At 43.9% G+C, this 25,958-nt stretch carries 22 protein-coding genes and 2 pseudogenes; 11 read left to right on the forward strand and 13 right to left on the reverse strand.

The window, feature by feature from the left end; translation table 11 throughout:
- Positions 1-207: 207 nt before the first annotated feature.
- The 3 genes from HEQ19_18475 to HEQ19_18485 form a co-directional block, all read right to left on the reverse strand.
- Positions 208-357 carry a type II toxin-antitoxin system RelE/ParE family toxin gene (locus HEQ19_18475; GenBank protein WYM01178.1) on the reverse strand — a complete coding sequence of 50 codons (150 nt, stop codon included), beginning with the start codon at positions 355-357 and terminating at the stop codon, positions 208-210.
- Positions 358-740: 383 nt separating this feature from the next.
- Positions 741-1,286, reverse strand: coding sequence for a GIY-YIG nuclease family protein (locus tag HEQ19_18480; GenBank protein ID WYM01179.1), 546 nt, complete (start codon positions 1,284-1,286; stop codon positions 741-743).
- 17 nt (positions 1,287-1,303) lie between these two features.
- On the reverse strand, positions 1,304-1,648 hold the full coding sequence (locus tag HEQ19_18485) for a hypothetical protein (GenBank protein WYM01180.1): 345 nt from the start codon (positions 1,646-1,648) through the stop codon (positions 1,304-1,306).
- Positions 1,649-1,977: 329 nt separating this feature from the next.
- Here HEQ19_18485 and HEQ19_18490 point away from each other — a divergent pair, with 329 nt between their 5' ends.
- Positions 1,978-2,301: a hypothetical protein gene (locus HEQ19_18490; GenBank protein ID WYM01181.1), complete on the forward strand. Its 324-nt coding sequence runs from the start codon at positions 1,978-1,980 to the stop codon at positions 2,299-2,301.
- Between the two features lie 125 nt (positions 2,302-2,426).
- Here HEQ19_18490 and HEQ19_18495 read toward each other — a convergent pair whose 3' ends face one another.
- The 5 genes from HEQ19_18495 to rpsT form a co-directional block, all read right to left on the reverse strand.
- Positions 2,427-6,500 carry a DNA-directed RNA polymerase subunit beta'' gene (locus HEQ19_18495; protein ID WYM01182.1) on the reverse strand — a complete coding sequence of 1,358 codons (4,074 nt, stop codon included), beginning with the start codon at positions 6,498-6,500 and terminating at the stop codon, positions 2,427-2,429.
- A gap of 166 nt (positions 6,501-6,666) precedes the next feature.
- Positions 6,667-8,544, reverse strand: a complete 1,878-nt coding sequence (locus HEQ19_18500; GenBank protein ID WYM03496.1) for a DNA-directed RNA polymerase subunit gamma — start codon at positions 8,542-8,544, stop codon at positions 6,667-6,669.
- Positions 8,545-8,727: 183 nt separating this feature from the next.
- Positions 8,728-12,027 (reverse strand): DNA-directed RNA polymerase subunit beta, encoded by a 3,300-nt coding sequence (gene rpoB, locus HEQ19_18505; protein ID WYM01183.1) that lies wholly within the window; start codon positions 12,025-12,027, stop codon positions 8,728-8,730.
- Positions 12,028-13,107: 1,080 nt separating this feature from the next.
- On the reverse strand, positions 13,108-13,893 hold the full coding sequence (locus HEQ19_18510) for a TatD family hydrolase (protein ID WYM01184.1): 786 nt from the start codon (positions 13,891-13,893) through the stop codon (positions 13,108-13,110).
- Between the two features lie 95 nt (positions 13,894-13,988).
- On the reverse strand, positions 13,989-14,285 hold the full coding sequence (rpsT, locus tag HEQ19_18515) for a 30S ribosomal protein S20 (protein WYM01185.1): 297 nt from the start codon (positions 14,283-14,285) through the stop codon (positions 13,989-13,991).
- Positions 14,286-14,810: 525 nt separating this feature from the next.
- Between rpsT and hisD the strand changes: the two genes are divergently transcribed.
- Together hisD and HEQ19_18525 are read left to right on the forward strand one after the other, a co-directional pair.
- Positions 14,811-16,112, forward strand: a complete 1,302-nt coding sequence (gene hisD, locus HEQ19_18520; protein WYM01186.1) for a histidinol dehydrogenase — start codon at positions 14,811-14,813, stop codon at positions 16,110-16,112.
- Between the two features lie 172 nt (positions 16,113-16,284).
- Positions 16,285-16,713, forward strand: coding sequence for a universal stress protein (locus HEQ19_18525; GenBank protein WYM01187.1), 429 nt, complete (start codon positions 16,285-16,287; stop codon positions 16,711-16,713).
- Positions 16,714-17,506: 793 nt separating this feature from the next.
- Here the strand turns inward: HEQ19_18525 and HEQ19_18530 are convergent.
- Positions 17,507-17,821 (reverse strand): hypothetical protein, encoded by a 315-nt coding sequence (locus HEQ19_18530; protein WYM01188.1) that lies wholly within the window; start codon positions 17,819-17,821, stop codon positions 17,507-17,509.
- 169 nt (positions 17,822-17,990) lie between these two features.
- Here HEQ19_18530 and HEQ19_18535 point away from each other — a divergent pair, with 169 nt between their 5' ends.
- Positions 17,991-19,196 carry a histidine kinase gene (locus HEQ19_18535; GenBank protein WYM01189.2) on the forward strand — a complete coding sequence of 402 codons (1,206 nt, stop codon included), beginning with the start codon at positions 17,991-17,993 and terminating at the stop codon, positions 19,194-19,196.
- A gap of 152 nt (positions 19,197-19,348) precedes the next feature.
- Here HEQ19_18535 and HEQ19_18540 read toward each other — a convergent pair whose 3' ends face one another.
- Positions 19,349-20,371: a PleD family two-component system response regulator gene (locus tag HEQ19_18540; GenBank protein ID WYM01190.1), complete on the reverse strand. Its 1,023-nt coding sequence runs from the start codon at positions 20,369-20,371 to the stop codon at positions 19,349-19,351.
- Positions 20,372-21,123: 752 nt separating this feature from the next.
- Between HEQ19_18540 and HEQ19_18545 the strand changes: the two are divergent.
- Positions 21,124-21,288, forward strand: a pseudogene (locus HEQ19_18545) (IS607 family transposase).
- 68 nt (positions 21,289-21,356) lie between these two features.
- On the forward strand, positions 21,357-21,617 hold the full coding sequence (locus HEQ19_18550; GenBank protein WYM01191.1) for a chlororespiratory reduction protein 7: 261 nt from the start codon (positions 21,357-21,359) through the stop codon (positions 21,615-21,617).
- Between the two features lie 68 nt (positions 21,618-21,685).
- On the opposite strand, the gene HEQ19_18555 is transcribed toward HEQ19_18550, so the two are convergent.
- Positions 21,686-22,234 carry a DUF2854 domain-containing protein gene (locus HEQ19_18555; GenBank protein ID WYM01192.1) on the reverse strand — a complete coding sequence of 183 codons (549 nt, stop codon included), beginning with the start codon at positions 22,232-22,234 and terminating at the stop codon, positions 21,686-21,688.
- A gap of 429 nt (positions 22,235-22,663) precedes the next feature.
- Here HEQ19_18555 and HEQ19_18560 point away from each other — a divergent pair.
- From HEQ19_18560 to HEQ19_18580, 5 genes and pseudogenes are all read left to right on the forward strand, one after another.
- A pseudogene (locus HEQ19_18560) lies at positions 22,664-22,993 on the forward strand (helix-turn-helix domain-containing protein).
- Between the two features lie 54 nt (positions 22,994-23,047).
- A complete protein-coding gene (locus HEQ19_18565; protein WYM01193.1) occupies positions 23,048-23,473 on the forward strand; it encodes a transposase in 426 nt (141 codons plus the stop codon).
- A complete protein-coding gene (locus HEQ19_18570; GenBank protein WYM01194.1) occupies positions 23,434-23,994 on the forward strand; it encodes an IS630 family transposase in 561 nt (186 codons plus the stop codon). The genes HEQ19_18565 and HEQ19_18570 overlap by 40 nt, the downstream gene beginning before the upstream one ends.
- Complete coding sequence (locus HEQ19_18575) at positions 23,966-24,757, forward strand: transposase (GenBank protein ID WZI66957.1); 792 nt, start codon at positions 23,966-23,968, stop codon at positions 24,755-24,757. The genes HEQ19_18570 and HEQ19_18575 overlap by 29 nt, the downstream gene beginning before the upstream one ends.
- Positions 24,758-25,077: 320 nt before the next feature.
- Entirely contained in the window at positions 25,078-25,260 is a 183-nt protein-coding gene (locus HEQ19_18580; GenBank protein ID WYM01195.1) for a hypothetical protein, read from the forward strand.
- A 7-nt stretch (positions 25,261-25,267) separates the two neighbouring features.
- Here the strand turns inward: HEQ19_18580 and HEQ19_18585 are convergent, their stop codons facing one another.
- Entirely contained in the window at positions 25,268-25,420 is a 153-nt protein-coding gene (locus HEQ19_18585; GenBank protein ID WYM01196.1) for a hypothetical protein, read from the reverse strand.
- A complete protein-coding gene (locus HEQ19_18590) occupies positions 25,410-25,826 on the reverse strand; it encodes a response regulator transcription factor (GenBank protein ID WYM01197.1) in 417 nt (138 codons plus the stop codon). Before HEQ19_18590 ends, HEQ19_18585 begins: the two co-directional genes overlap by 11 nt.
- Positions 25,827-25,958: the final 132 nt, after the last annotated feature.

The following is a 25,958-nucleotide window of genomic DNA, read 5'->3' on the forward strand; positions in this document are numbered from 1 at the left end:
TAGGGGCACGGCATCCAAAATTTTTGCTTGTAATGACAATTTTATTCGTGCCGTGCCCCTACGACAATTTTCTTAACTGAACTGTATTGGATAATAATTGATGTCGGCTATGTTGCAAAAATTAGGATGAATAATTTTTAACCAAAGATAAACATTGATTAATGTGAGTTCGACGGAAATAAAAAATTTTTTCTCAGATTAGGTCTCTTAGTCTTCAAATATAGATGGTAAATCTCGGCGACCATTGACTACACGAAGAATTTCAATACCATCATCCAAAACTCTGTAAAAGATAATATACCCATCCAAAAACAGACCGCGCAAATTAGGGCGGATTTCTGCATAGCTCCTACCCATATGGTTCTTGCGTACTTAGCGTGCTAAATATGTTGAAAAATAAGCTTGAACTCCTTGCTGGGATAAGATGACAGCCATTATTTACTGCCTTTTAGGTCTGATGATTAAAATTTTGGCTATAAGCGCCTGTAAGCCTTGATTTTAAAACAAAGTTATCGACTGTAATTAAAAATTTAGCACGTTAAGTACGCAAGAACCGTAATATTATAAGTTTTTTATACTTGATTTTGCTTAGGATTTATAGGAGATTAAGTATTGTCATTTACCTATCCTCACTAAGGTTTGTAGGGGCGCAACGCCTAGAACCCCTACTTTAGCTATGAGCAATCAATTTATTGCAGGGCGGAATTTTGGGCTTAACCGAACCGTATTGGATCAGGACTCTATTTCAAATCAAGTAATCCCTCTTCTTTTAATTTCGGATTAAAGCGCACCTGCATTTGCAAACCCCGCGTTTCTAACACGGCTAAAATTTCAGCTTCAACTCGCCGGGCTACATTTTTCAATATTTTCATTTGCGCCAATTCATCATTAACTGGACTTTGATAATTAGCCTGTTCTTCAGGCGTCATTAATGTTTTAATATCGATAGGATTTGTCCATTTTATCTTGTTTTCGCCATTTCCCAAAGGTAAACTACCATTTTCAGCAATCCAAGCTTTTTCAATATCTTCTAAAACTGCGCGACTAGGACGTTCAATGGTTTTAACTTTCACCCAATAACATTCCTGTGGCTGTCGAACTAAATGCTGCTTGAGGCTGAGATAGACATCGCGGGAATAACCGACAAATTGCAGCACTTTTTCGGAATCAAAAATTGCATAAGCACCAATTTTACCTTGAAAATGTTCGGGTATTTGACCGCTATCATCAATGTAAGAAATGTATTCTAAATTTATCAAAGCCGGAATATTGGTTTCAGTAGTCATAACTTAAATTCACCATTTTAATTAACTGATAACTGACTATTTTTATTTTTTTTATAGATGGCACATAGCCGACTAGGTTGGAAAATTTTCGCATTAAACATGAAGTTCGGCGGTACGTTGATGATGGCATACTCATCAGATTCGTGATATTTTTCACATTCTGCTGGCATTCCTTTTGGGGTGCTTAAGCTATAGGGAACTGGCTGAAAAAGTAATTCTGTAAATTCAACTTGTTCACTTTGTAACTGTTGGGAAATTTGCTTTAAGAAACTTTCATTCGTCAATAATTTGAATAGAGTTTCTTGAGCTTGAGGTTCGAGAGTGAAACTACCATCAAAGTTGTGGACGATCTTTAGAGGCATTTTGTGTACTTCTAGTTTTTCAGGACTGATTAAAGAGTGGAGATAGGTAATATAGCAATACAACGAAATTATCTCATGATTTGCCTAATTTATTTAACACTACGGGTACACATCTGAAGAAATATTGGATAATTTATTTTTAGGTATTCCGTGACATACTGCTACAGACCCCTTTCAGGGTGAGTGTGGGCTTCTCGCTGACTGTAAAATAGTGAGGGTGTAAGCCCCTAATTGACTCTGGACTCTTGTTAATTTGGAACAGTTACCTCTAGGCCTTTAGCTATGTATGCTGTACACAAAAATCACAAAATAACCAAAGTGAGGAAAATATGGCACAAAAAATCATCTACGGAACAGTTGGCGAAGATGGAACAAAGCAGGGAGGGGAAGGATTTGAAGTTCAATTAGCAGAACCAGGATTATATACAATTACTTTTTCACAATCTTTTGTTACCCCTCCTTCTGTAGTTGCTACTCTCAAGAATTGGGGGGCTGATAATCAAATTGTTGTGAAGGACGTAGACCTAAACAAGGCGCAAATTACCATCTGGGATTTGGAAGTCAAACAACAATCCACAGATGTTGCTGCAAAACTGGAAGTGAGAAAAGAAAATTCTGGTTTTAATTTCATAGCTATCGGTGAAGGTAGCTAATTGCTAATTCGTAATTCGCAATGGGGAATTAAACCCCCAAAATTTGTGAAAAAACGCCAGCATCCATTTGAATCTGGATACTGGCGCTTATTTAAATCAAGCTAATAGTTTCTCAACCTTTAGCTTTAATCTTCATCGTAATCATCTTCTTCATCGTCATCTTCGTAATCATCCTCTTCGTCTTCTTCGACAACGAGGTCGATGACTTCATCAGCAATTAACAGCTCATCTTCTTCATCCAAAAGTGACCGTTCTCCACGTCTATTACCAAAGGGAGATTCAAGGGAAGGCGAATCTAAATTGTAAGCCCGTGCTGTGCGGTCATCTAGCACCATATCCAAAGGATCATCAACTTCATCTATAACGCTGGTGCTTTCCAACGCTGTATACTCGTCAATTGTTCCCGTCTCCTCATAGGCATTGTACCCAGTCCCGGCGGGAATCAATCGTCCGATAATCACGTTTTCTTTTAACCCCCGCAGCCAGTCAGATTTACCTTCAATGGCGGCTTCAGTTAATACTCTGGTTGTTTCTTGGAAGGACGCAGCAGAAATAAAACTGTCGGTGTTTAACGATGCTTTGGTTATCCCTAATAATACGGGAGTGTATTGCGCTCTAGCACCGCCAGTAATTGCCATCGCTTCGTTCACTTGCTCTACTTGGCGCAACTCCACCAATTCGCCAGGAAGCATGGTGGTGTCACCACCGTCATCAATTCGGACTTTGTTAGTCATCTGGCGAACAATCACTTCTATGTGTTTGTCAGCAATATCAATCCCCTGGGACTGATAAACTAACTGCACTTCGTTCACCAAAAATGTCTGCACTTTCTGTAACGCATGGCTAGCACAGGCGTAGATTCCATCCTCGGAACCCAGGCTAAAGAAGATTTCCAAAATTTCGTGGGGATTGCAAGGGCCATCAGTCACGGGTTGTCCCGCTGACACATGGGAACCATCTGTCACCACTAAGTTTTGTCCAGGTCCTAGGGGATAATCTGCGACCACTCCATTGGCTTCTACTATCTTCAGGGCGATCGCTTCATCACCATCACCATAAACAACCTTGACTTCTCCAGAACGACGTGCTAAAATGCAAGCCTCTTTAGGTTTACGGGCTTCGAGAAGTTCCTCAATCCGGGGCAAACCTTGAATAATGTCCCCGGTTTTGGCACGTTCAAACACCAGCAACACCAAATTATCACCACGCTGTACCAAATCGCCATCTTCTATCTGCAACACAGCACCTGGACTGACGCGATAGGGACGACCAACGCGGATAGTCACAGCGTAGTTTTGCGTCTGGAGTGATGAGTTAGTTCCTAACTCCTCATTCTTAACTCCTAACTTTTTGACCTCTACTACTTGTCCGGATTCTTCAGAAAAGACACCAGGTGCGATTTCTGTACCTTCTACGACCAATTCACGGAGTTTGACTTTTGGCTGGGCGGTAGCATTTAGCGTAATCATATCACTATGGCGTAACACCAAACAGCGACGCACGGCTTCAGTACCTTTTTGCACACCCCGGACAATACCCCCCTCTTTACACAAGATTTGAGTACGGGCGACGACTGCGCCAGGAGCAATAGTTAACCCATCCTCTACTTCCAGAGTTGTCTGAGTACTACCTTGGGTAGCATCAGCAGATATGTCTCGGCGAATTACCAAGGACTCCAAAATAACTAGCTGTAAGCGTTGAACCTCTGAGTCTTCCGTATCAGGGACTAATTCAATATCTGCTGCTAGGGGAGAAGCGTTATGGTCTGGTTCACCTTCGGAGTCAATTTCCAACACTAGTTGAGTCCGCAGCAGTTCCACGCCTTCGACCGACTTAACGCGCTCAGAGTCTTTGTAAGGCAGTCTTTGCACCGCCCGCAACTGAATTGAACGCCCGGTTTGTTGGCTAACAGAAGTAGTAGAAGGCACATCAGGATGAGTGGGAACCGCAAACTCCACCACTGGGCGGGTCAACAACGCTGGCCCTTCTGGTGACTCCACATACTGGATATAGCGTAATTCTGTGGCCACAGTTCCTTGGAATTCTTCCCCTGGCTGAATCAAGGTGTTATCTCTTCCCAGAACAGCTTCCGGGTCGTCTACCATGAGCAATTCCCCTGGCTTAATCACCACTTCCCGCAGGATGTCGTTTTTCTGGGTAACTTCAACCACACCGCTGTTTTGGCAGAAAATATCCTTAACTACTTCGGTGCCAGCTTCAACGAATTGTCCGTCTTCCACTAACAGCAAGGAGATATCTTTGTTGACTTCGTGGGTTTCTTCGGGAATCCACAGTAAAGTGCCTCCCTGTACCACTTCATAACCAAGCTTGGCTTTGCCTTTTTTCTGGACTTCTACCCCCGCGAATTTCAGGAGTCCGCCGGTGGTGGTGCGATAGCGATCGTCAATTAACTCAGCGACTACTTGACCATTTTGCACTTTTGTGCCTGGGGTAGCTCTAAGGTTGAAAACTTGGTTATTACCCGTGGAGACCAAGTAGTTGTTGCGACCTTGGGAACTTTGAACGGTTATGGTTGCTTGGTCTAAGACCACAGAAGCAGTGATAATTTCGATTTCCCTGGTACTCTTACCTGGGGTCGCTTCTGGTAAACGCACGACACCGCCATGTAAGGTAGTTAATTTGGTTTCTGCTAACACCCCATTGCTGGCGATCGCATCACCATTGTTGACTACCAATTCTGCACCAGGCGGTAAATTATACACTTCCCCAGACAAAATCCAAATCAAACCACCCTTAGCGGCGGTTGTCGTGGTATTGCCTTGACGGTCTGTTTTTTGTTCGGGTACGACTTCGGCAAACTGCACTTCCCCTGCCAAGTCAGTGGCAACATCTTTTACCGCTTTTTCCGTATTAGTACGAACTGTACGTCCACCAAGGGCAACTTCTGCTAGCAACTGACCAGTTTTTACCTGCTGTCCATCGAACACATATAGTGTTGAACCTTGTGTCAGATGAATCTCTTGGTTGATTGGGGTATCGGCGCCTTCTTTCTTCGGCTCCAAATTTAGGATACCGTTAGCCTCAACATACAGAGCTTCTTCACCGTGGCGAGTACGATAGGCTCTCACCTTCAGTTTGCGGGGAATCTTGACAGTACCATCGATTTTCGATCGCACTTGTTGCGCTACTTCCCCTGTAAACACACCACCTGTGTGGAATGTCCGCATGGTCAGCTGAGTTCCAGGTTCACCAATACTTTGAGCGGCAATAATTCCCACCGCTTCGCCCAAGTCCACCATTTTAGCATGAGCCAAACTCCAGCCGTAGCAGTGTTGGCACACCGAACGCGCTGCTTCACAAGTCAGGGGAGAACGCACCACGACTTCCGTCACCCCAGATTTTTGAATTTTTTCCGCCAATTCTTCAGAAACTGGGGTATTGCGTGGGGCAATGATTTCTTTTGTCGTAGGATGTACTACATTTACACCGATTACCCTACCAAACAACCGTGTAGCCAAGCGGATCTTTGTTTTGCCACCTTCTATCATCGCCCGAACGGGAATACCCCTAGTGGTGCCGCAGTCAAATTCCCGGATAATCACATCTTGGGATACATCCACCAGACGACGGGTGAGATAACCAGAGTCAGCAGTCCGCAAGGCGGTATCTACCAAGCCTTTTCTCGCACCGTAAGACGAAATAATGTATTCGGTGACAGTCAGTCCTTCCCGGAAGTTGGTTTTGATAGGTAAGTCAATAATTTCCCCTTGGGGGTCAGCCATCAGACCCCGCATCCCCACCAACTGTCTGACCTGGGAAATGTTACCCCGTGCCCCGGAAAATGCCATCATGTAGACGGAATTGAGGGGATTGGTCTTTTTGAAGTGGACAACAACTTCATCTTTGAGGGCTTCACTAGTACCGTTCCACGTGTCAATTACCTTTTGGAAACGTTCCACTTCAGTAATTTCTCCCCGTTGATAACGGGCTTCGGTAGCGCGAATTTCTTCCTCTGCAGCTTCCAGGAGCGATCGCTTAGAAGGCGGCACCATCAAATCATCTACACTGATCGAAACCCCGGCTTTGGTAGCGTAGCGAAATCCCAAGTCTTTCAACTTGTCAGCCATGACCGCAGTACGCGCTGTGCCGTAATTCGTAAAAGACCAAGAAATTAAATTTCTCAGTTGACCTTTGTCAACTACCCGATTGCGGAAAACCGTGTTTTCGTGTTGTGTCATAAGTCAATAGTTAGGAGTTAGCAGTTAGGAGTTAAAAGTTAGGACTTAGGAGTTAAAAGTTAGGAGTCAGGAGTTAGGAATTAAAAGTTAGGAGTCAGGAATGAGGAGTTTCATAACTCTTCACTCCTAACTCTTCACTCTTAACTCCTAACTTTTAACGCCTAAATTAACTTGCCAGTGCTTCCCGAATGGCGTTATTGTAAATCACGCGACCTGCTGTCGTGCGGATATACTGAGAAAGCAAATTCCCCTCAGCGTCTTGTCTGACCCGACGGAATTTATACATCAATGTGCGGGTACCATCGGTGTTTTCTGTCACTTCAACTGGTTCTGTATCCGGTTGTTCTGTCTCAACGTCACCGTCAAACCGCACGTAGATATAAGAATGGAGGTCAACTTGGTCTTGCTGGTAAGCCATAATCACATCTTCCATAGAACCAAAGTACTTTCCTGCGCCTTTGACGGCGTGGGGATTCTCTGCAGTTAAGTAATATGCCCCTAACACCATGTCTTGGCTGGGTGTGATAATTGGTTTACCAGTGGCTGGCGATAAAATATTATTAGAAGCCAGCATCAATAACCGTGCTTCTGCCTGACTTTCTAAAGATAGGGGAACGTGTACCGCCATTTGGTCCCCGTCAAAGTCAGCGTTAAACGCCGGACAGACTAGAGGATGCAATTGAATTGCTCTACCTTCCACCAAAATTGGCTCAAAAGCCTGAATACCCAAGCGGTGCAGCGTTGGCGCCCGGTTCAACATCACTGGGTGTCCTTCAATCACTTCTTCTAGGACATCCCAGACACTGGAGTCATTGCGAGATATGAGTTTTTTCGCAGCTTTGATATTATTTACCATACCGCTGCGAATCAGGCGATTAATCACAAAGGGCTGAAATAGCTCAATAGCCATTTCTCTAGGCAAACCGCACTGGTGGATATGTAACTTTGGACCCACCACAATTACCGAACGTCCAGAGTAGTCAACCCGTTTACCCAACAAGTTTTGCCGGAAACGTCCTTGCTTACCCTCAATAATGTCAGACAGAGATTTCAGCGGGCGGTTATTAGCCCCTACCACCGTGCGTCCCCGACGACCATTGTCAATCAAAGCGTCTACGGCTTCTTGCAGCATCCGCTTTTCGTTCCGCACAATAATTTCTGGTGCGAGAATTTCTTGCAGACGCGCCAAACGATTATTACGGTTAATTACCCGCCGATACAAATCATTTAAGTCACTGGTCGCAAAGCGTCCACCATCCAGCTGCACCATTGGGCGCAAATCAGGAGGAATCACAGGGATAACCGCCATCACCATCCACTCTGGTTTAGAACCGGTCGCGATGAAGTTGTCAATTACCCGCAGGCGCTTAATTAACTTTGCCCGCTTTTGTCCTTTAGCGTTACCAATTTCTTCCCGCAGGGTTTCGGCTTCTTGTTCTAAGTTAATATCAGCCAGCAACCGCAGTAGGGCTTCCGCGCCAATACCTACCTCTACACCTTGTAGCTGGGAATCTTCGCTATAAATTTGGTCTTCAATTTCTAGCCACTGGTCTTCACTGAGGAGCTGTTTGTAGGTTAAAGTTTCGGCATTACCTGCAGACAGAACAACATAAGAGTTGAAATAAACTATTTGTTCCACATCCCGCAAAGGCATATCCAGCAGAATGGAAATATAGCTAGGGATGCCTTTGAGATACCAAACGTGGGCTACTGGTGCAGCAAGTTTGATGAATCCCATCCGATGGCGACGCACCCGCGACTCGGTGACTTCCACTCCGCAGCGCTCGCAAACAATACCACGGTGACGAACTCTCTTATATTTGCCACAATGGCATTCCCAATCTTTCGCAGGTCCAAAGATCCGTTCACAGAATAAGCCGTCCATTTCCGGCTTCAGAGTCCGGTAGTTAATCGTTTCTGGCTTGGTGACTTCACCGACTACTTGACCATTAGGCAAAGTTCTCTCGCCCCACTGGCGAATGCGTTCAGGGGAAGCCAAGCCGATTTTAACGTAGTCAAACTGATTAGTCTGGGCGTTTCTCATACTAAGTGTTGAGTAATGAGTTATGGGTGTATTTAGTTTTGGGGATTGGGAATTGGGCATTGGGCATTGGGCATTGGGCATTGGGCATTGATTATTTCCTTGAGTCCGTAATCCCTAATTGCTCATTTCTCATCCCATGCGCTCTGCCTCATGCCCTATGCCCCATGCCCTATTCCCTAATCCCTATTCATCTTCATCCAGCGATTCGCGGGAGAGAGATTCGTAGGTGGGTCGAGGCGGTGTGCGTCTGGCTGATTGGTCTGCCATTAAATCGACTTCTACATCCAAGGAACTACCATCTGTCTGGGTTTCTACTTTATGGACAGCAATATCTAAGCCCAGTGATTGCAATTCTCGCATTAACACTTTAAAGGACTCTGGTGTTCCTGGTCGAGGAATTGCCTTACCTTTGACAATGGCATTGAGCGCTTCATTTCGCCCCTGCATATCGTCAGATTTTACTGTCAGCAGTTCCTGCAAGGTGTAAGCTGCACCAAAGGCTTCCAATGCCCACACTTCCATTTCTCCAAACCGCTGACCACCTTGCTGGGCTTTACCTCCCAATGGCTGTTGTGTAACCAAGGAGTATGGACCTGTAGACCGGGCGTGGATTTTATCATCCACCAAATGCACCAGTTTCAGCATATAAGCTACGCCTACGGTGATTGGTCGGTCAAAGGGTTCGCCGGTGCGACCATCATATACGATGATTTTGCCGGGGTTATCTGGGTTGTATACCCAGTCTTTGCTGGTTTCGTCCCTTGCTTCTTGCAATTTGCCATGCACAATTCGCCGGGATGATTCTTCCCCATACATTTCGTCGAAGGGAGTAATCTTAAAGCGCACGCCTAAGTTGTGACCAGCCCAACCCAATAGACACTCAAATACTTGTCCTACGTTCATCCGGCTGGGTACGCCCAGGGGGTTGAGAACAATGTCCACTGGTGAACCATCTGGCAAATAGGGCATATCTTCTAAAGGCAAAATCCGGGAAATAATCCCTTTATTACCGTGGCGTCCTGCCATTTTGTCGCCGACTTGGATTTTCCGCTTTTGGGCGACATATACCCGAACTACCATGTTAGCCCCTGGTGGCAATTCATCCCCTTGTTCACGGGTAAATAACCGTACATCAACTACCCGGCCTTTTTCACCGTTGGGCACGCGCAGGGAATTGTCCCTAACATCCCGTGCTTTTTCGCCGAATATCGCCCGTAATAGTTTTTCTTCTGGTGGTTGGTCTGATTCACCTTTTGGTGTTACCTTACCCACCAAGATGTCCCCGGCTTCTACCCAAGCCCCAATGCGGATGATTCCCTGTTCATCTAACTGGCGCAGGGCGTCTTCCCCAACGTTGGGAATTTCTCTGGTGATTTCTTCTGGTCCGAGTTTGGTTTGTCTAGCTTCAATTTCATATTTTTCAATGTGAATTGAGGTGTAGATATCATCCTGTACCAGTCTTTCGGAAATCAAAATCGCGTCTTCGTAGTTGTAGCCTTCCCAAGGCATATAGGCGACAACAATATTTTGCCCTAAGGCCAATTCCCCACCTTCAGTGGATGACCCGTCAGCTAATACCTGACCAGCCACAACGCGCTCACCCATCCGCACTAAGGGTTTTTGGTTAAGACAAGTGTCTTGGTTGGAACGCTGGTACTTAGAAACTGTGTATCTAAGTTCCCCGGTTGATGATTTGGGACGCACACGAATTTCTGTGGCGTCTACATAGGTAACGTCCCCATCTGTACGGGAAACAATTACCATCCCGGAGTCCCTTGCACCTTGGGCTTCTAACCCAGTGCCCACCAAAGGCCGCTCTGGTTTGAGCAGGGGTACGGCCTGGCGTTGCATGTTGGAACCCATGAGTGCCCGGTTGGCGTCGTCATGTTCCAAGAAGGGAATCATACTCGTAGCTACCGATACGATTTGCACTGGTGAAACTGCTACGTAGTCCACCTGTTCAGGGGTTGTGGTGGAAAATTCTTGCCGATAACGTACTGGTACTTGGGGACCAATGATCACGCCATTTTCATCAACTGGTATATCCCCAGGGGCAACCCGCAGGTCGTCTTCTTCATCGGCAGTCATGTAAACTGGTGTCAGGTCAAATCTGACTCGCGCATTTTCCACCGGTCTAAATGGTGTTTCTAAGAAGCCGTACAGGTTAACCCGCGCATGGGTTGCCAAAGAACCAATCAAACCGGCGTTTGGTCCTTCTGGTGTCTCAATTGGGCAAATCCGTCCGTAGTGGCTCGGATGGATGTCTCGCACGGCAAACCCAGCCCGTTCTCTGGTTAAACCACCAGGACCTAGGGCAGACAGTCGGCGTTTGTGGGTCAGTTCTGCTAAGGGATTGGTTTGATCCATGAACTGACTTAATTGGCTCGAACCAAAGAATTCTTTAATTGCTGCTACCAATGGCTTGGGGTTAACCAAGGAAGCTGGGGTAAGAACTTCGGCATCGGATACGGTCATCCGTTCGCGAATGATTCTCTCTAGACGGTTTAAGCCTACCCGCACTTGGTTTTGCAGCAATTCACCAACGCTTCGGACCCGGCGATTTCCCAGGTGATCGATGTCGTCTATATTACCAATATCATATTCTAGGTTGATGAGGTAATCGACTGCGGCCAAGATATCCCCCGGTGTCAGCACCCGCATGGTATCAGGAACAGATAACCGTAATTTCTTGTTAAGTTTATACCGCCCGACACGACCGAGGTCATAACGTTTGGGGTCAAAGAAGCGTGAATCTAACAGTTGTTGTCCACCTAATACTGTCGGTGGTTCACCAGGACGTAGTTTCCGATACAACTCCATCAGGGCTTCTTCTTCCGAAAATTGCCCTTCTTTTTCGATAGTTTTTTGGAAATACTCTGGGTGACGTAAGGCGTCGAAAATTTCGTTATCTGATAATCCTAGGGCTTTCAGTAGCACTTGTGCTGAAAGTTTGCGGGTTTTGTCAATGCGTACCCACACTAGATCGTTCCGGTCTGTTTCAAATTTCAGCCACGCCCCTCGGTTGGGGATAAGACTAGCAGAATAGGTGCGTCGTCCGTTTTTGTCAATTTCTGATTTATAGTAGACTCCCGGCGATCGCACAATTTGGTTGACGATTACCCGCTCGGCGCCGTTAATAATAAACGTGCCCCGATCAGTCATCAAAGGCAAATCCCCAATAAATACTTCTTGCTCTTTGATGTCCCCTGTTTCTTTGTTCAACAAGCGTGTAGGGACATACATTTGTACAGCATAGGTGCTGTCCCGCCGTTTGGCTTCTTCGACGCTGTACTTTGGTTCTTTAAGTTTGTAATTATGACCTAAAAAGTGCAGCTCTAGTTTGCCAGTGTAGTCTGTGATCGGACTAAAGGAGTTGAGTTCTTCTATCAGCCCTTCTTCTAAAAACCAGCGAAAGCTTGAACGCTGGATTTCAATCAAATCGGGCAACAAAAAGGCGGGTTCTAAATATTTTTCGCTAGTCATGCCTCTACCTTTGTCAACCTGGTTAAACTTTCCTTTGGACACTAATTTTTGAGGGTTCCCACCCAAAGCCTGTGTCCTTAGCTATTTGGGAACTTCTCCTGACGCCACCTGCTATTTTAGAGAAAGGTGCGGGCAAACGCAGAAATTAAAGCTCGAAAGTGCTATTTTGGCAAGGGGGTAATCGCCCCTGATTTAGGGCAAGTACCTCTAAAATCCAGCTATTAGGTCGATTCCTCAAGAGTAGATAGTTGAGATATTCTGGAATTAGATCGATTTGACTCACTTACCCTCCCAAAAGTGCTTTAATTAGGCTACGCAGCTTTACACTGTGGTTTTTTTAGTACCACTTTGTATTTATAGTCACGTTGATATCCTAAGACTGAGGCAATGGCTCTTTGCCGATTTTGAATCAGTATTGCTGTATCTTGGTGCGTTATTCTCACAGGGCAATTACGTTTAACAATTTTCTATAGGTTAAATACAAAACATGAGTTGTTGTGCAAAAATCAAACTCAACCTAGATTACCAGGGTTAGTCACCTAAAAAACGCAGTCCAATATTAGGACTTAGGCGTGTCAGCTAAACTGAAGTTAGACACCCAAGAGCAATGTCGCTTCAGTGCGGGGTGCTGACCTATTGACAGCATCTACTTGTAGAGATATGAGGATGGTCAATTGCCATTCAAGATTCAACGAAATCAAAAATTCCTCATTTAGCCACAAAAAATTCACTTGCAGTGTAACAATAATGCCACACTGCCGACTTTAAGGCACACTTGTTTTTGATCGCCCTGTGCGTCTTCACACAGATTTTGTTCTTTCTCCATCAATGAATTTAGGGGTTTGTATCCTTTGTGATGAATGAATTTTTTATTGGTGCCAAGAAGCCCTAGGGCTGCTTCGCACTTTCTGCGCGATGGTTAACTCAATAACAGGGCAAAAATTAGCTGAGGAGTTGTGAGTTCCTACCTTTATCATTATGGCTCAAGCAAAGTGTTTTGGAGGGAATAATCTTAGCATATTTTTGTCCTCCTAGAAGTTTATTTTTTTTACCTCAATCAACAGCGCATCCAGACGGGCTTTACAGTGTCAGACCAAATAATTCACAGGCGTTTCGTGTGGTTTGAGCAGCGATCGCCTCTACCGTTTCCCCTCGCAATAGCGCTACTTGCTCCGCTACGTAACGGACATAAGCAGGCTCATTACGACGTTCGCCCCGTTTTGGTACCGGAGCTAAAAAAGGGCAATCGGTTTCAATTAGCAGGCGATCGCTCCTGACCGCAGCAGCTGAGGATTGTATTTGCTTGGCGTTTTTGAACGTTACTGTCCCGCTAAAGCTAATGTAGAATCCTAAGTCGGTAAACCACTGGGTTTCTTCTGGCGTTCCACCCCAGCAATGCATCACCCCCCGAATCCTATCTCCTTTTGACGAACGCCATTTTTGCAATACTTCTCTTACCAGCGATGCTGCGTCGCGGCAATGAATAATCACTGGTAAGTTAAGTTCAGCGGCGATTGCTAATTGGGCTTCAAACACTATCTGCTGTTGCTCATAGTTATTGGCTTTATAACAATCCAGCCCCATTTCCCCAATGGCGACGACTTTTGGGTCAGAACTCGCCAAAGCTCGGATTTGACTCGCTGTCTCGCTAGTCCATTGATCAGCATCTAAAGGATGTAATCCAACGGCAATACTGAGTTCGGGAACCTTCTGCGCTACGGCTTGAATGCTCGCAAATTCTTCAGGCTGAACACAGGAATGTATTAGATGTACTACTCCTGCTTCTTGCCATCGCGCTCGCACTGATGCTAAATCCGGCTGGAAAACGTCAAAGTTAATATGAACGTGGGTATCAATTAGCTGCATCTTTGTCAAGAGTCAATGGTCAAGAATCAAGAATCAAGAATCAAGAGTCAATTGTCAGTAATTTGGACTTTGGACTTTTGACTCTTGACTTTGGACTACTGTGCTGTTTGTGTGAGTGGTTTGAGTCGGTGAGCCAATTTTGACTTCTTCCTAGCCCCGTTATTAGGGTGAAGCACACCCCGCTTGACAGCTTTATCAATTTTGCTGTAAGCCTCAGACAATCTCAGCTGTACTTCTTGATTTAATTCTGGAGTAGGATTAGCAGCATAGACTTGTACTGCGCTAAAGTACTTCTTAATCAGCGTCTTAACTGCTGATTTGTAGGCTTTATTACGCAATCGATTGCGTTCTGCGATTTCGGCACGCTTGAGAGCAGACTTTGTATTCGCCACAGTTCCAAAAAAACTATTAATATTTACACACACTACTAGACTTACTAATATAGCATTTAAATTGCCAATGTGGACATTTGGGGAAAAAATAGGTAAGGGTCAATGGTCAAGGGTCAAGGGTCAAGGGTCAAGGGTCAATGGTCAAGGGTCAAGGGTCAAGGGTCAAGGGTCAAGGGTCAAGGGTCAAGGGTCAAGGGTCAAGGGTCAAGGGTCAAGGGTCAAGGGTCAAGGGTCAAGGGTCAAAGTCCACGGTCCACAGTCCACGGTCCACAGTCCACAGTCCAGGGTCTAGGGTCAAGGTAGTTATCACTAAACTAATGACAAATGACAAATGACAAATGACAAATGACAAATGACAAATGACGAATGACAAATGACAATGACTATGGTAGAAACCTTGGAAGTATCAAAAAAATCCAGGTTAAGCTAGAGAAGAGAGTTAGCGTTTGCTTTGCGCCCCAGGGGGTAAAGAGCGAAACTGATGATCAAGCGGAAATATTCTAATTTTGGCATTGTCCTTACTCCATGCTGCGAATCATTACTCAGCAGGCAGACGTCAGAGCAGAACTACAAAGGATCTGCGATCGCACCCATGATGAACAGGTGGTTCATAAAGAAGCAACGGTGCGAGAAGTCTTGCAAGCAGTCAAGCGCCAAGGCGATAAAGCTGTATTGCATTACACAGCCGAATTTGACAACCAAACCCTGAAACCGGAGGATCTCCGTGTTACAGGCTCAGAATTGGATGCGGCTTACCAACAGGTATCTAAAGAGTTGCTCCAAGCGATTCGGCTAGCTTGTCAGCAAATTGAAGCATTTCACCGTCAGCGAGTACCCAAAAGTTGGGTACATTTTGGCGATGATGATGTAGTGCTGGGTAAACGCTACACCCCTGTAGACCGGGCGGGTTTATATGTACCTGGTGGTCGGGCTTCCTATCCCAGTACGGTACTGATGAATGCTATTCCGGCAAAGGTGGCCGGTGTGCCTCGCATTGTGATGGTAACACCACCAGGTCCGGTCAAAACAATTAACTCCGCAGTCCTAGTAGCTGCCCAAGAAGCAGGAGTGCAGGAAATTTATCGCGTTGGCGGAGCGCAAGCAATCGCTGCTTTAGCCTACGGGACAGAAACTATTCCCAAAGTGAATATAATTACAGGTCCTGGTAATATTTATGTCACCCTAGCCAAAAAACTGGTCTATGGAACTGTGGGAATTGATTCCTTAGCAGGGCCTAGCGAAGTGCTAATTATTGCCGATGAAACGGCAAATTCGGTACATGTTGCCGCTGATTTGTTAGCACAAGCCGAACACGACCCGATGGCGGCGGCAATTTTGTTGACCACAGATGCTGCTGTGGCCAAGAACGTGCAGGTAGCGCTGGAAAGACAGTTGGTAGATCACCCCCGGCGACTAGACACAGAAAAAGCGATCGCTCACTACGGGTTGATTGTCATTGTCGAATCCCTAGCAGCCGCAGCCGAACTGTCAAATGAATTTGCGCCGGAACACCTGGAGTTACAAGTTGAAGACCCGTGGGCACTACTTCCGGACATTCGCCACGCTGGGGCTATTTTTTTGGGGGCTTCTACGCCAGAAGCTGTAGGCGACTATTTAGCCGGACCTAATCATACCTTGCCGACTTCTGGTGCGGCTCGCTATGCTTCACCATTGGGTGTGGAAACTTTCCTCAAACACTCCAGTATTATTCAATACTCGCAAACCGCACTGCAAAAGGTGGCTGGTGCAATTAATAAACTAGCTATAGCTGAGGGACTACCCTCCCACGCCGATTCAGTCCGCCGCCGAATTCAGCAAGAAGAATGATTTGGAATGATTAATTTTTGCTTATAATTTTGGTAAAAGTTGTTCAGTAGCTTCAAAGTCAAAGTTTGAGACATTGGCGACTATGGGACTTTTACATAAAAAACATTCAATCGCAATTGTTGACGGTTGACGATTGGCGGTTGAGTGTTATAGTCTTGAGGAGACGAAAGCGGTGCTAAAAACTATTTTGGTAGCTTTGGATGGTTCAGAAATTGCCGAAAGAGTCATTCAGAGTTTAGAAGATCTGGTGTTATCACCACAAGACACCAAAGTTATTCTCTGTCATGTTTTTTCCACACCAGAGTCAGATATTGAACTTCCTGCTGATCGTCCTGGGCCAGAGTCACCAACACTTTCTTATTTTCATATTGAAAAACAGCTGCAATCCTATCAGGAAAAATTGCCAGTCAGTAGTGCAGTAGATCTGGTAAATGGCGATCCAGCGGACGAGATTATTCGCCTTGCTAATATTTACCAGGCGAACTTGATTGTTATTGGCAGTCGGGGCTTAACTGGTATGAAGCGAATTGTCCACGGTTCTGTCAGTAGTCAAGTGGTAGAAGCAGCGAATTGTTCAGTTTTAGTAGTCAAGCGGAATTAAATGGACACTCCCACCCTTTAAAGGATACGAATGGCTAATAGGGGTTAACACCCATTTTATCAGCTATGTCACACAATTTTGGATAGATTTTAGATTGACCCCATGTCTAAAGTCAGGGACTTGTCAATTAATTTTATAAAAACACAGGACCAAAACCCTTGAGCGAAACCCAACAAAAGCCCCCCAAATATTGGATTTCGGTCTTCAACCCAACCTACGCGGGTTAATGTTTTTGGGCTTATTGGGCAAGACCTATGCAGTATTGATTCGGGGGAAACTCACGGAAGAGCTACGCGAAGAGACCTTTGAAAATTTTAGATTTTGAATCTTCAATTCCAAAATCCAAAATTGAAAAGCCAAAATTCGGCGAAGAGGATTGTGCTTCGGGGCGCAAGGCCTAGATCCCCTACATATCATCGAAACAACGCCAAAAATCCTGGTTTTACCTAGGACTTACGCATTGACAAAACACACAAAATATGGGCTGCAAAAAACCGGAGATTTCGTAGGGGTTTAGCAATGCTAAACCCCGAAAACGCGGGTCTGTTTACCATCAAAGTAATAATTAATCAAAGCCTGAAACAACGTATTTTGGTAAAAGCATACCATGCCAAATTTGTACAGTGCGTAAGTCCTATTACCGTATTATTACTGGTAAAACATGCCATTCGCGACTCAGTACTTGGCAAGGGGTGGGATTCTTGGTTGATTGGAAGTCGGCGGGAAACTCCACCCACAAGGAGGGGACAGCGCCCAAATCCACCCTAAACTCATAATCAATGCTTTGATGCACTCAGCCAAAGTGATCGCCATCCGTCTGAAGTGCTAGACTGGGATTGAACGACTCCTTAGTAACACCTAATAAGGGGAAGGGATGGCGCTGACTGACTCTGGCTGGCAATCCATTCTTTTGAGTATTCAGGGGACGCTGGTACGCTGAATAGGGTAACACTCGGAAAATGCCAGTGTGAGGTAATTGTAGGAACTTGGCGTAAATTTGGGATTTGTGGGAGTCGATATCGTAGGCAAAGCGGTCAAGTATCGCTGCATTTTCCCTCGGATCTGTAAATTGGGTGTTAGGTCCCAATCCCAGGTTTGCTGTGGTCAAGAGTTTCTTGACTGTAGTCAGATCCGAAAAATATGTATCTGATGTTAAAAAGGCAGATCTGATAGGTAGATCAAAAATCTAAAATAGATATTAAATTGAAGAGAAAACAACGACCATCGACAAGGTTAGTTCATTTTACTTTCTGTAAAGCGTCGCCGGGTTGTTACCAGTGCTGAAATACGATTACATGTCAGTTTCCCAGGATCAGCCGCTCTATTCTGAGGCTCCACTCCAGCTGTTGTTATTTGTCGATGGACGCCCCAAGTCCCGACAACAAGTGCAGCGAATCCGCGCTTACTTAAAAGAACTACAGGCTGGGTATAATTTTGAACTACAAATGATTGATGTTGGGCAACAACCCTATTTGGCGGAACACTTTAAATTAGTAGCGACGCCAGCGTTAATTAAGATTCACCCAGAACCCAGACAAGTTATAGCTGGGAGTAATATCATCGCTCAATTGAAGAACTGGTGGCCTCGTTGGCAAGCTGCTATAGATGCTTATGTCAAAATCCAAGAAGAGATCCAAGAACGTATGGAAGACAATGGTCGGGTGACATCAGCCAAATCTACCATCAGTTCAGTTGCTGTTTCGTCCGAACTCATCCGACTCTCAGACGAAATTTTTCGTTTGAAACAGGAAAAAGAGAAACTCCAGGAGCAGGTACAATTTAAAGACCGGGTAATTTCGATCCTGGCACATGACCTGCGTAACCCCCTAACAGCAGTGGCCATTGCTATAGAAACTCTCCAATCTAACTACAATATAGAAACAGGAGAATTCCAGCGTCTCAAACCAGCAATGACGTCCCACTTATTAAAACAAGCCCGCAGTCAAACAAAGATTATTGACCGAATGATTGCAGATCTTTTACAGGTAGGTCGAGGTAATGATACGGAACTTCCAATTATACCACAAAAAATAGAAATAGGTAAACTTTGTTTAGATGTACTGGAAGAATTGCGCGATCGCTACATCGCCAAGTCTCAACAGTTAGAAACAGATATACCTCAAGATTTACCATACGTGTATGCCGATCCAGAACGTATACGCCAAGTGCTAGTAAATATATTGGACAATGCGATAAAATATACACCAGAAGGGGGTAAGATTAGCATTGCTGGACTGCACCGTACTACCCAAAAAGTTCAGTTTAGTATTGGTGACACCGGTCCTGGTATTCCCTACGAAAATCGCGATCGCATCTTTGAAAATCACTTCCGCTTAGAACGGGATGAAGGAACAGATGGTTATGGTATTGGACTTTGTTTATGCCAAAAGATTATTCGGGCACACTACGGTCAAATTTGGGTAGACTCTGTACCCAATGCCGGTGCTTGGTTCCACTTCACTTTGCCAGTATATCCTTCATAGTCAGTTGTTAAGTAGGTCGCTATTGAGGTGTACGGGCTTTGGTCGTCATTGGTCATTGGTAAGGATTGGGGGCATATTTACGTTTCGTAATATAGTTTGGGTTATTGCCACCGACTTACTTAGTTGTCATTAGTAAATCAAGAACTCAGCACTCACTTAAGGATAATGCGATCGCGTCCGTCAGCTTTTGCTTGGTAAAGTGCTTTATCAGCCGCCACAATCAAGTCTGAGGGTGAGGATTCCCAAGTGGGAATGATAGTCGCCACCCCCATACTCAAGGTGACATACTGGCTAACTGCAGATCCGTGATGCACAATTTGTAAATCTCTGACTCCAGCTTGCATTCCTTTAGCAACGTGAACCGCACCAGCAGCATGGGTGTTGGGCATAATTACCGCAAATTCTTCGCCGCCATAACGTGCCACTAAATCCTGAGTTTTCTGTGCGTTCTGGTTTAACACACCACCTACCTGTTGTAAACAAACATCTCCTGCAGGATGGCCATATTTATCGTTGTAGAATTTAAAAAAGTCGATATCACACAACATTAGAGACAAAGGCAATTCCTCCTGTGCTAAATTAATCCACTGAGTATTGAGATAATCGTCAAAACGGCGGCGATTAGCCAACCCAGTTAAACCATCCACGTTGGCCAGATGCTGCAAAGCCTGGTTTGCCGCCTCTAACTGCTTATAAACTTGTGCTTGTTGCAACAGTCGTCGTAATCTCTGACGCAAAACTGCCCAGTGAATTGGCTTGGTGACGTAATCCGTCGCACCTGCCTCAAAAGCACGATCTACCGAGGCTTCATCATCCAAACTGGTAATCATTAATATAGGAGTCCGCTTCCATAGCTTTGAGATCACATTATTACCTAGAGCGGATTCAATATCAAAGGTTGCGAGTGCTGAAATTAAATTATTCCTAGCAATCTGGAGCAAGTGCTTACAGCAGGTGAAGCCATCCATGACGGGCATGACCGCATCTAGCAAAACTATATCCGGTTTGATAGTCTCGTAAGCATCTAAACACTGCTTACCATCATTGACCTCGACCACGCGATAGCCTTCTTGTTCCATAGCTTCACGCAACAGCACTCGGATGGTCTTGTCATCATCAGCTACCAGAATTATTGGGGGTTGCTTGGAAATAGAAAATGTGCTTATGGCTGACATGAGTTGCGTTCCACAGAAAATGAGAGTATCGTTAGGGGCTAACCTGAGAAAACCGTGCCCCCGTAACTAAATCACCTGTGAGCAATAGTTGTTTTGCACCAGTCACTCAATTTGGGATTTTGGATTTATGTAGAAACCAGGAATCAAAAAACTGTGGTTTCAACGATGAGTCTCTGGAAAGAAACTCGGTTTTTTTCTTGTGTGAGGGTAAATTCTGCCATACTGATAACTAGGGGTTTACACTAAAAAAATCTCAAATTGACAAACTTAGCTTGGCGCAGTGAGAATCCTAATTGACCTGCTATTTACCTTCTTGTCCGGCTAGGGACACAGTAGTAGCTGTTATTTTTATATTTCCCCAGTGTTAAGGTAGAATTGCCATTTTGTGTAAAATTTCAAATTCACACCGATTTAAGCAATACGGTTTGCGAATAATCACCAATGCCCAATACCTGTCACCAAATCGGCGGGTGGTAACAGAGCGGCTCGAGTGAGCCTCGCCGAACTCTTGTAGTAGTCTGTCAATTTTGTTTTGAGGGATTTTTGGTAGTGTGAGCGTCTCGCTCACGCGGGCAAGATGCCCGCACTACAGTCCATCATTTTTATCTTGACAGAGTAGTAGTTCCACTACGTGGAAGCAAGCTACGCGTAGCGTCCGCAAAGAAGTGCGGCTGTTCCTTTAGACCTCACCTAGACAAGCTCAATGGACACAAGGGGATGGAGTTTCCTGCCCATAGAGTTATAATGGGACTGAAATAGTAATTATCAATAGAACAGAAGATAGTAGCTTTGAGGAAGACTTAGCCCAAGATGTTTTAGCGATAATCACACTATTTTCCGCAAGACTTTACGGCTGTAGAAATAACAATAACAAAAAGATTGTTGAGGAGTTCAAAGAAGTTGCTAATAGGATTTAAAGCTGAACTTAAGCTTAATACCTGATTTCTATATAATTTACAGTTAATCAATTTACCGAAAATCTTAAATGCCAGATTCATTAATGTATCAAGAGAATGTTTTTGTTCTTCTAGAAACAAACGAGCCAGAACAATTTATCACTGCTTCAGAGTTACTAGAAAAGCTCAAAATGGTTCTGCAAACACTCAATTTTCAAGATTTGCCACCCGATGTACAAAAATTTGCAGCAGTAGAAACCCAAGCTAAATATTTAATAGATACAAGTTGCGAATTAGATATTGGCGCAGGACAATATTTACAATGGTACGCAGTGCGGTTAGAAAAGTAATTTTTTAGCCAAGAGGCAAGAGTCAACCGTCAACAGTTAACAGTCAACCGTCAACAGTCAACCTTTGATTATTGTGGAATAGTCATCAGCGTCAGATCAATTTTATTTTCACCTGTCTGTGTAATTTGAACCTCGACTCCTGGACCAAAATATTTAGTCATTTTTTCCTGCTTTTTTTCCCAAGTATTAATTGGTATCAATGGCGAATCAAATTCTACAATTAAAGCATAAGCTCCATTGATTTCGGTTTCTCGTAATCCTGTGACTATTGGTCGTTCTGCGTCTGTGGGACTCAAACCTAAATAAGAAAGTGCTGTATCGAGATGGGCGTCTTGACCATAGCAATATCGGGTGATGTCTTTGCGAATTTTATTTTGAGTTACAGTTGCTTGTTCCTTCCGCAGGATCAACAGTGGCGGCGTTGTGGTTTGGCTAAAGGGTATGGGCTTGATCTCATTGGCTTTGAGGGCTAACCCTCCGAGTAAAACAGGAAATCCGTAAAAAAATCCCACAAGGTTGAGTGTGGCATTGTCAAGGGCGTAAGCCACAAAGCCGATGATGGTTAATATGCTACCGATGGTTAAACCGAGTGTTCCCAGGGAAATTTGGCGTAACATGATGTGAGGTTAGTATAATTTCTTAACACTTTTCTTATCATCGGCTATAAGTTACAACTTAGCTGAAACAAAAATTCATCCCACATCCGACCCATTCGCGGAGCGTTCCCGTTCGCGTAGCGTCTCCGAAGGAGAAGGGTAGGGCGGTGTGGGATGAATTTTTGGGCGATGACGAATTGACCAACAACCAATTCAATCCGCAGGATTGACAGGGTACAGGGTCGATTCGCTATTTCTAACTTTGAGGGAATCTATGAAATCTTCAATTACATGAGTCATGGTTTTATCATTTTGACTTGCATATAACCGCAGCTTATTTAATCTACGCTCTGATATTCTCAAGTTTAATGCTTTGTTTTTCATCAGTGCCTACACTTTGCCTTTACGTTTATGTTATCCTATTTGCAGGTCGAAAAACAAAGGATAAAAATGAAGACATCATACCAGTACAAAATCAAGCCAACTAAACAGCAAGCTCATAAGATAGATAAAACTCTGGAAATGCTGCGTTATCAATACAATTATCTGCTTGCTCAAAGGTTCGATTGGTATGAGCAAAATCGTTGTCTTATTGACAGATGTCCATTAATTTGTCATTTACCAGAGTTAAAAGAACAACCTAACTACTACAATCAAAAAGCATCCTTGGTTCAACTCAAAGTAGATAGACCCTGGTACAAAGAAATTCACTCTCAAGTATTACAGGAAGTTCCCAAAAAAGTTGAATTGGCTTTTGACAGATGGTTGAGCGGTGATGTTACAGCACTTTCCAGCAATGTGAAGTACAATATGTAAGATAGATAAATTATTATTATGAAACCATATTCCGTCGATCTGAGAGAAAAAATAGTCAATGCTTATCAGTTAGGAAATATTTCAGTTAGAAAGTTAGCTGTAAACTTTGGTGTTGGTAAAGCTTTTGTACAAAAAATGTTGAGACAGTATAAAGAGAAAGGACATGTTAATCCTGGTAAGCAAGGGACAAGAAAAAAAGCGGTATTAGCAGATTCTGCGGCTCAACTTGTTGCATTGGTAAAAAAGTATCCAGATGCAACTCTCTCTGAATATTGTGAATATTGGCTCTTAACTGAGGGGCAACTAGTGAGTTCCAGCATGATGTGTAGAGAATTGCAAAAATTAAATCTAACTCGTAAAAAAAAACGGTTCGCAGCAGTCAGGCAGCTACCGATAGAGTTCAATTGCTCAGGTGTGAATACAGAGAGAAAGTCAGAGATATAGAGCCGAAAAATCTGGTTTTTTTGGATGAAGCAGGCTTACTGCTTGGGTTAATGCGTCCAAAAGCTCGTAGTGAAAAAGGAAGTAGAGTATATGATGTAAAACCATTTTATCGAGGTAAAAAAGTCACTATTATCGGCGCAATCAGTATGGATAAAGTATTGGCTGTGATGACACTAGATGGTTCAATGGATAGTAATGCTTTTCGCGTGTTTATAGAAAAGTTGTTAGTGCCTCAATTATGGAAAGGTGCAGTTGTCATAATGGATAACCTATTTGCCCATAAGATCGATGAAATTACGCCCATAATTGAATCTGTTGGTGCCAGTGTCATCAATCTATCTTCTTATTCACCAGATTTTAATCCCATTGAACATTGGTGGTCACAGCTTAAAGCTTTTATCAAAACATTTTCTCCAAAAACTACTCAAATGGTAGATGTATTGATTGCAATTGCTTTAAATCTAATCAATCCTATGCATCTGCGAAATTGGTTTGCTAACTGCTGCTACTGTACTTCATGATTCAGGAAAGTGCTGTAATGGCAAAAAATCTGGTAGACCTAGATTCAAGAGTAAAGCGCAATATAAAACTTTCACTTATACCCAATTTAAGAGCCATCATTTTGTTGATAACAAAATTACCCTATCAAAAATTGGTGATATCAAAGTAATTGTTCATCGCCCAATACCCGATGGATTTGATATGAAAACTGTATCTGTAACTAAGAAGGCTGACGGGTATTATGTAACTCTAAGTCTTGATGATAAAACAGTCCCCACGATTAAACCTGATTTCAATCCTGACAATATTGTAGGTATTGATGTTGGCTTAATTGATTTTTATGTAGCGTCTGATGGTTTGAGAATTGCCACACCAAAACATTTACGCAAAGCTGAAGGTAGACTAAAATCAGCACAGCGTAAAGTTTCAAGACGTAAAAAAGGTTCTAACCGTCACAAAAAAGCTATTGAGAAACTAGGCAAACAGCACAAAAAAGTTGCCGATACTCGCAGAGATTTTCACTTGAAAACAGCTAAATCACTGCTTGATAAGTATGATGTCGTCGCTGTTGAGAAGTTGAATATAAAAGGACTAGTTAAAACAAGACTGGCTAAAAGTATTAATGACGCTGGATGGGGGCAGTTCATAACCATACTTTCAAACAAAGCCGCAAACGCTGGTTTGAAGGTGATAGCTGTAAATCCAAACGGCACAAGCCAAGAATGTTCTAACTGTGGTCACAAAGTTAAAAAAGCGTTATCCCATTCGCGAAGCGTGTCGTAGACAAGAATACACAACTGTCCTGTTTGTCATACTAGTTTGTGTAGAGATTTGAACGCTGCCATAAACATAAAGGCGCGTGGGACGCACGCCCTCAAAGCTCAATTAATGTTCTCAAAGAGAAGTCATTGAGAAGCCCACACTCACCCGAACGCGAGTGCGTCTGTACGCAGAGAAGGGGAGTGTGTGGAGTACGTCACGGAAGACCCAAAACCCTGGATGTATCGATGAAGCGAGCCAAATTAAGTTGGCAAATTTCCCGCCTCGTCCTTGTTTTGCGTTAATTTTAAATGTGAAGTTAATTTAAGGACTGCAAAAAAATAATGGATTTACAAACTCTAAAAGAAAGAATTGGCGTAGTTGAGGGTAAACGCGAGTACCTACTGAGCTTGTTAGAGCAACCAAACCTGGGAACTTTGAGAATTGACATAAATCAGGCTTTAGAAGAATTAGATGACTTAATTGATGAATTTAGACGTACAGTTGGGGAAACAGAAAATAATTAAGCTAAAATCAGGCATTGGGCATTGGGCATAGCGCATAAGGCATAGCGCATTGGAACGCTTTCCCAATCCCCAATCCCCAATCCCCAATCCCCAATCCCCAATCCCCAATCCCCAATCCTAAAACTCCGTCCACAAGGGGATGGAGTTTTTTATGTTGCACCTGATGTGTCTCCTGCACGTTGTCCTAATTGTCTGACTAAAGCTATGAGTTCGGTCGTAGGGATATCTTTTTTGCAAATATCATCAAAGGTAGGCATTGCCTTTGTCTCCTTTAAATACCCATCTTCCACGGAAGAATAAGCAAGTATCTGAGTTTTAGGGGATATAGCTTTAATATGACTAGAGGCACTCCAACCATCCATGACTGGCATTTGCAAATCTAGCACAATCACATCAGGGTAGCAGCGTTTAACCATATCTATAGCCTCTTGACCATTACTGGCTAAACCTACAACTTGAATATTTTCTTGGCAAGAAAAAGCTAATTGTAGGGTTAAACGAGTCAGTTCGTGATCATCAACCACTAGAACACGTAAGGTAGAAGACTGACAGGACAACATTAACATTCAAGGATAAGAAAAACTGGACACAATAACTTTTCTAGTTTATGGGAACAAGTGCCAGCAGTTACTCTATCCTATGGTTGAATAATGTGTGTACCGACGGCAATTAATGGAAATAACTGGGAAAACTAGATA

This window comes from Gloeotrichia echinulata CP02, assembly GCA_038087035.1.
In the GTDB taxonomy this organism is placed as follows: Bacteria; Cyanobacteriota; Cyanobacteriia; order Cyanobacteriales; family Nostocaceae; genus Gloeotrichia; species Gloeotrichia echinulata.